Raw genomic sequence first — 6,286 nt, 5'->3', positions numbered from 1 at the left:
GTAGCACCAGCAGAACCAGTTGCAGTAAAAGACCCATCTAAGTTAACAGACGAAGAAAAAGCTGCTGTAGAAAAAGCAGTTAAAGATGCAAACAAAGATTTACCAAAAGATGCAAAAGTAACTGTAGCAGATGACGGAACAGTAACTGTAACAGATAAAGATGGCAAAGAACTTGGTAAATTAACACCAGCACAAACTGTTAAGAAAGCTGACGCAATCGTAGCACCAGCAGAACCAGTTGCAGTAAAAGACCCATCTAAGTTAACAGACGAAGAAAAAGCTGCTGTAGAAAAAGCAGTTAAAGATGCAAACAAAGATTTACCAAAAGATGCAAAAGTAACTGTAGCAGATGACGGAACAGTAACTGTAACAGATAAAGATGGCAAAGAACTTGGTAAATTAACACCAGCACAAACTGTTAAGAAAGCTGACGCAATCGTAGCACCAGCAGAACCAGTTGCAGTAAAAGACCCATCTAAGTTAACAGACGAAGAAAAAGCTGCTGTAGAAAAAGCAGTTAAAGATGCAAACAAAGATTTACCAAAAGATGCAAAAGTAACTGTAGCAGATGACGGAACAGTAACTGTAACAGATAAAGATGGCAAAGTAATTGGTACAATTTCAGGATCTGAAACTGTTAAAGGAAAAGCTGGTGAGGGTCAAACAGATGCCGAGAAGAATCCAGCTAAAAAACCTACTCTTACTGAGGTGGAAAATTCTAAAAATCTTACTGATAAAGAAAAAGAAAAGGTAAAAGAAGAAGTTAAGAAAGCAAATCCAAAGGCAATAGACGTAAGTGTTGACGCTATAGGAAATGCTACTCTAATCTACCCAGACGGAACAAAGAATACTATCCAAGGCAGTGATACTGTAGTTGAAAAGAATAATGGTTCTAAGCCAAGTGAAAGCACAGATGCTGATAAGAATCCAGCTACACTACCAAGCGAAAAGACAGGCGTAGTTGATAAGAATAATCTAACAGATGAGGAAAGAAGAGAAGTAGCTGACAAGCTTATGAAGGCAAATCCAAAGGCAGCAGACGTAAAAGTTGACGCAAAAGGAAATGCAGTATTGAAATATGCTGACGGCTCATCTAACCACATAGCTAATAGCGAGCTAATATTTGAAAAAGCTAAGGGAGGTAACTCTGTAAAAGTACCTTCTGTTGGCAAAGATAAGAGTAAGATTAATGCTAAAGATGCTAATAAGAATGTTAAGACAGGAGTTGAGTCATTGACAGTAGTTATGGCAACATTAGTAACAGCTGTAGGCGGATTATTTGCAAGCAAAAGAAAAAAAGATGATGATAGATAATATTTGAAAGAATATTATGAAGACAGAGCCCGGGCATATGCTCGGGCTTTTGGATGTAGGAAATTGGATATAAGGAAGAATTGTCTTGGTGTGAGGCTATGGCCTTGATGTCTTAGTTTTGTTTGACTTCGAGATTTACTAGTCAGATTCATCCTCACTTCGTTCGCAATGACAAGTTTGGGGAGGGCTAGGAATAACTAGGGCAATGCGTCCTGAGATAATAGCGAAGTTAGTGCCATTGTCATCCTTAATGAAGTTGTCCAAATGAGCTATGTAACACCTTGTCATCTTGAGGATCGTAGCGACATGAGGATCTAATCTAAAACCGACTCAAATGTTGAACTGACCCCCAAAAGTTAGACCAAAAAACTAACTAAAGAAGGTCAGTTTTTTAATGGCAAAATATAGTCCAGAATTCAAAATTAAAGAAATACCAGCGCTAGTTTAGTTCTAACTCTGGCATTAGGTAAAACTTTGTGGGGTCAGCTTAGTTTCTTTATTGCTTTTTATTTTTTTATGGTATATATTAAAGGGACTAGGAGGCTTTTATGAAAGATTTTTGGGCATATGATAAGGATGATGTTTTTAAGCAATTGAAGACAAGTGATGATGGTTTATCGACTAGGGAAGCCTACCAAAGAATTGAAACTTATGGGAAGAATGTTTTTAGTCAAAAGAAATCTAGGTCTAATTTTATGATTTTTTTGTCTCAATTTAAGAGTCCCATAACTATGATTTTGATTTTTGCAGCTGTGTTGTCGATTTTTATGAAGGATTATTCAGATGGCATTATTATCTTGATTATCATTATGATTTCTTCGATTCTAAGTGATCTGCACGAAAGTAGGGCTAAGGATGCTGTAAAAAAGCTCCTTTCTTCGGTAAGTGTTACTTCTTGTGTTTTAAGGGATGGCTCTTTTCAAGAAATTGATAATTCTAGCTTGACTCTTGGGGATATCATTAGGGTTAAAACAGGCGATATGATACCTGCTGATTGCTTGCTTATTTCTGGCAATGCTCTTACTACTGATGAGTCAAGCCTTACGGGTGAGACTTTCCCTGTTGAAAAGGTTCCAGCAAAAATACCTGCCAAGACCAGTCTTTCCCAAAGAAAAAATTCCCTTTGGATGGGCACCCATGTTATTAGCGGGTCGGCTAGGGCAGTTGTGGTTAATCTGGCAAAGGATTCTGAGTTTGGCAATATAACTTCATCCCTTAGCCAAAAGGATGCTGATACGGATTTTGAGAAGGGGATTAGGGATTTTGGTAATTTGATTGTTCGTGTTACAAGTATCCTAATCGGCTTGATATTTATTTTTAATATTGCCTTGCATAAGCCTTTCCTAGAATCTTTTATGTTTGCCTTGGCTCTTTCTGTAGGCTTAACTCCTCAAATGTTGCCAGCTATAATTAGTGTAAATTTGTCGAAAGGCGCCAAGAGAATGTCTGGGCAAGGGGTTATAGTTAAAAAATTAAATGCAATAGAGAATTTTGGTTCTATGACCATTATGTGCTCTGATAAGACTGGAACAATTACCAAGGGTAAGGTCAAGCTTGATAAGACCCTAGATTGGAGGGCAGAAGAATCAGAACTTTTGCAAAAGCTTGCGACTATTAATTCATATTTTCAAGAAGGTTATGCCAATCCAATTGATGAGGCTATTTTGAGTGCTAATAAAGATGATTTTTCTGCCTATGAGAAAATTTTGGAAATCCCTTATTCTTTTGAAAATAAAATCTTGAGTGTAATAGCAAAGACTGACTCTGAATTTTCAGGAAAAACCTTGATGGTTAGCAAGGGTGCCTTTGAAAGTATTGTAAAGATATGTAAGTCTTATGAAAAGCCTGATGGTTGTCTTGGAAACATTGAAGAGATTAGAAGGCAAATATTTGACATATTTGATGATTTTTCAAGTCAGGGCTACAGGGTTTTGGGTCTTTGCTATAAAGATTTGAGCGAGGCTTCTAATTTTGATGATAAAAAGGCTTGCGATATGATTTTTAAGGGCTTCTTGCTCTTTATAGACCCCTTGAAGGAAGATGTAAAAGAAGTTATAGAGCAAATGAATAGCCTTGGAGTATCCCTAAAGATGATAACAGGGGACAATCAAGAAATTGCCAAAAATATTGGAGGTCAAATAGGTCTTGATCCTGATAAAATCTTGGTTGGTGAAGATTTAAGCTCCTATTCTCTAAGCCAACTAAACAAAAAGGTTTTGGATATTGATATTTTTGCTGAAATAAGTCCCAACCAAAAGGAAAAAATAATCAGAGCCTACAAAGAAGCTGGCGAGATTGTTGGCTATATGGGCGATGGGATAAATGATGCACCTGCTATCAAAGAAGCCGATGTTGGCATATCAGTCGACACAGCCGCTGATACAGCCAAAGATGCTGCCTCCATTGTCCTTTTGCAAAATAGCTTGAAAGTTTTGCTTTCTGGAATAAAAGAAGGCAGGAGAACCTTCATCAATACTTTGAAGTATATATTTGTGGCAACTAGTGCCAATTTTGGCAATATGTTTTCTATGGCAGGGGCGAGCCTGTTCCTAAAGTTTTTGCCCCTCCTCCCAAAGCAAATTCTCCTTACTAACTTATTTACAGACTTTCCTTCCTTGCAAATCGCATCAGACTCTGTAGATGAAGCTTGGCTTAAGAGTCCAGTTAAATGGGATATGAAATTTATCAAAAAATTTATGATAGTTTTTGGCATAACGTCTTCTCTTTTTGACTATGTTACCTTCTTTGTGATGATGGTTATTTTTAAGGCGGATGAGAAACTTTTTCAAACGGCTTGGATGCTTGAATCCGTAATCTCTGCTATGGTAGTTATGTTAATAGTAAGAACTGCAAGACCAGTGATGAAAAGCAAGGCTAGTAAGAAGCTAATTCTATCCATAATATGTGTAAGCTTGTGCTTGGTTGGGATTATCTACAGTCCTATAAACTCCTACCTAGGCTTAAGGGTCCTACCTGTTAAGGTCCTTACCTCAATGCTTGCCATATCCATTGTCTACGCCTTATTTGCGGAAATAATTAAGAAGAGATTCTACAAAAATAACTCCTTTTCGAGAACTACTTCTAGCTAGACTTAAAGTAACAAAATTAAAAATAATAAAGACCTCAGTCTTAGGCTGGGGTCTTTTAGTGTGCTAGTGGTTTAGGGATATGAAAATAAAGTTAAAGCCTTAAAAGCTAGACTACTTTCGCCTTCAATAGCCCAATATTCTCCTAAATCCTTCAAATTCTTCGGGATATTTTTTTATTATATTTTCTATATTTTTATGTTGAATTTTAAAGACTAGGTCTGAAATCTCATCTATGAGAGGCAATTGCTCAAAAGAAAAGATAATCTTATCGCCCAAATCATCTTTTATTACAAAATCTGCTATTATGATGTCGTAGGCTGAGTCTTTTATTTTTTCAAAATCAATTTCACATTCATCCAAGGTATGGACATCCATTACATTTTCAAACCAAAGATTTACTATATTTTCTAGGGATTTTGTATAGTAATGGTCGTCGTGGCTTATTATTAAGGCCTTGGGTCTCATGGATGTTTTTATTAGTTGGGGTATTAGGTCAGGCCAAAGGGTGTAGGTTGTATAAAGTAAGTCCCTTAATTTATAATTAGACTTTGGATGAAATATATCCAAGTAGTCTTTTAATATTCGTGCTAAATCATTGTGGAAGTCTACATTGAAGAACTTTACATAATTTAAAAAGTATTCTGAATGGTCTACAAAGAAGTCAACTCCTTCAACTTTAGATATCTTGAATTTAAAGTAGGTGAATATCAACCTATAGAGTCCTTTTTTGTCCCTTACAGTTAGCTTATACTTGTTGATTAAATAAGTTATGCTTTTGTCATAAAATTTATAGAGCTTATTTGAATCAGAGCAAGCAAGAAAAATCTCTTCTGGTTTTTCTATAAAGAATAAGAAGTCGTCGGTAAAAAAGTAGGCTAAGATTTGGTACAAAATATCTTCTACTTTGTCTTCTGAGTGTGGGAATTCCTTTTCAAGAAATTTGCTTATATCTTTATTTTTAGAAAAATCTCTAACTATTTTGAGTAGTTTGGCATTTTTTTCCTCTGTTTCTAACTCATGTCCATGTCTTAATCTTATAATTGATACAGCTAAACCTATTTTAATGTATTCAAAATGTGCGTAATACATCTTCCCATTGATATATGGTGCCAAATTACGGATTATGATTTTTACAGACTCCTGATCTAATGAGTCATCAAAAATCCAGTTGTTAGGGTAGGGGTTTGTTTCTATAAAGAAATTAATAAAGAATTTTCTTATTTCTTCTTCTTGACCGACAAATTGTAGGGATGAGTAAGAATAGTTTAGCTTATAGACACCTTCCAAAGAGTCGTTTAAAAATTTTACGCTTCTGTATATCGAAGTTTCGCTCACGTTAAGGTCTATAGCAAGGTCTAGTTTATTAATATCTTTTTGGAAAAATGTAAGTTTTAATATATTTACAATTAAAGACTTATTTAGAAAAGTTCTCTGCATTGTTAGAAGTCCAAATTTAGAATCAAAGCTTGACTTTATCATTGATCCGCAATAATTAAAGTCTACTAGATCTGAAAATATGAGCTCTAAGTTGTTTAGGTAGGAATATAATGTTTTTCTGGAAACCCCTAAATAATGCATAAGATTTCTAATATTTAACCACTCATTGTTATATCTATATAAGTGAGTCATCAAATTCATCATTTTTTTATCTTGTCCATTTACTAACATAATATAACTCCAAAAACTATTAAGTGATACATACAATCACTATCGAATGATACACATAATCGTTATCACATAATTTGATTAAAAAAGCAATTAAAAAACTAACTTTTTAAGGTAAAAAAGAAATATATATAAAAAAATGACTGAATTTCTCAAATGTTTTATAATACAGGACATAGACAATTAATTTTCGAACTTATCAATTAGGAGGAAGTTAT

General features: G+C 34.9%; 2 protein-coding genes and 1 pseudogene. 2 read left to right on the top strand and 1 reads right to left on the bottom strand.

The annotated features are described in order from the left end of the window. Both Q0W95_RS01750 and mgtA read left to right on the top strand, forming a co-directional pair. Positions 1 to 1,314 (top strand): annotated as a pseudogene (locus tag Q0W95_RS01750) (hypothetical protein); the annotation flags it as partial. A gap of 548 nt (positions 1,315 to 1,862) precedes the next feature. Beyond that, positions 1,863 to 4,403: a magnesium-translocating P-type ATPase gene (gene mgtA, locus Q0W95_RS01745; protein ID WP_297789166.1), complete on the top strand. Its 2,541-nt coding sequence runs from the start codon at positions 1,863 to 1,865 to the stop codon at positions 4,401 to 4,403. A 123-nt stretch (positions 4,404 to 4,526) separates the two neighbouring features. Here the strand turns inward: mgtA and Q0W95_RS01740 are convergent, their stop codons facing one another. Beyond that, the gene (locus Q0W95_RS01740) at positions 4,527 to 6,071 is read right to left on the bottom strand and encodes a helix-turn-helix domain-containing protein (RefSeq protein WP_297789163.1); all 1,545 of its coding nucleotides are present in this window, start codon (positions 6,069 to 6,071) and stop codon (positions 4,527 to 4,529) included. Positions 6,072 to 6,286: the final 215 nt, after the last annotated feature.

Origin of the sequence: uncultured Anaerococcus sp. (genome assembly GCF_947253225.1) — a bacterium.
Classification (GTDB): Bacteria; Bacillota; Clostridia; order Tissierellales; family Peptoniphilaceae; genus Anaerococcus.
This window is presented reverse-complemented; position numbering and strand designations above follow the sequence as displayed.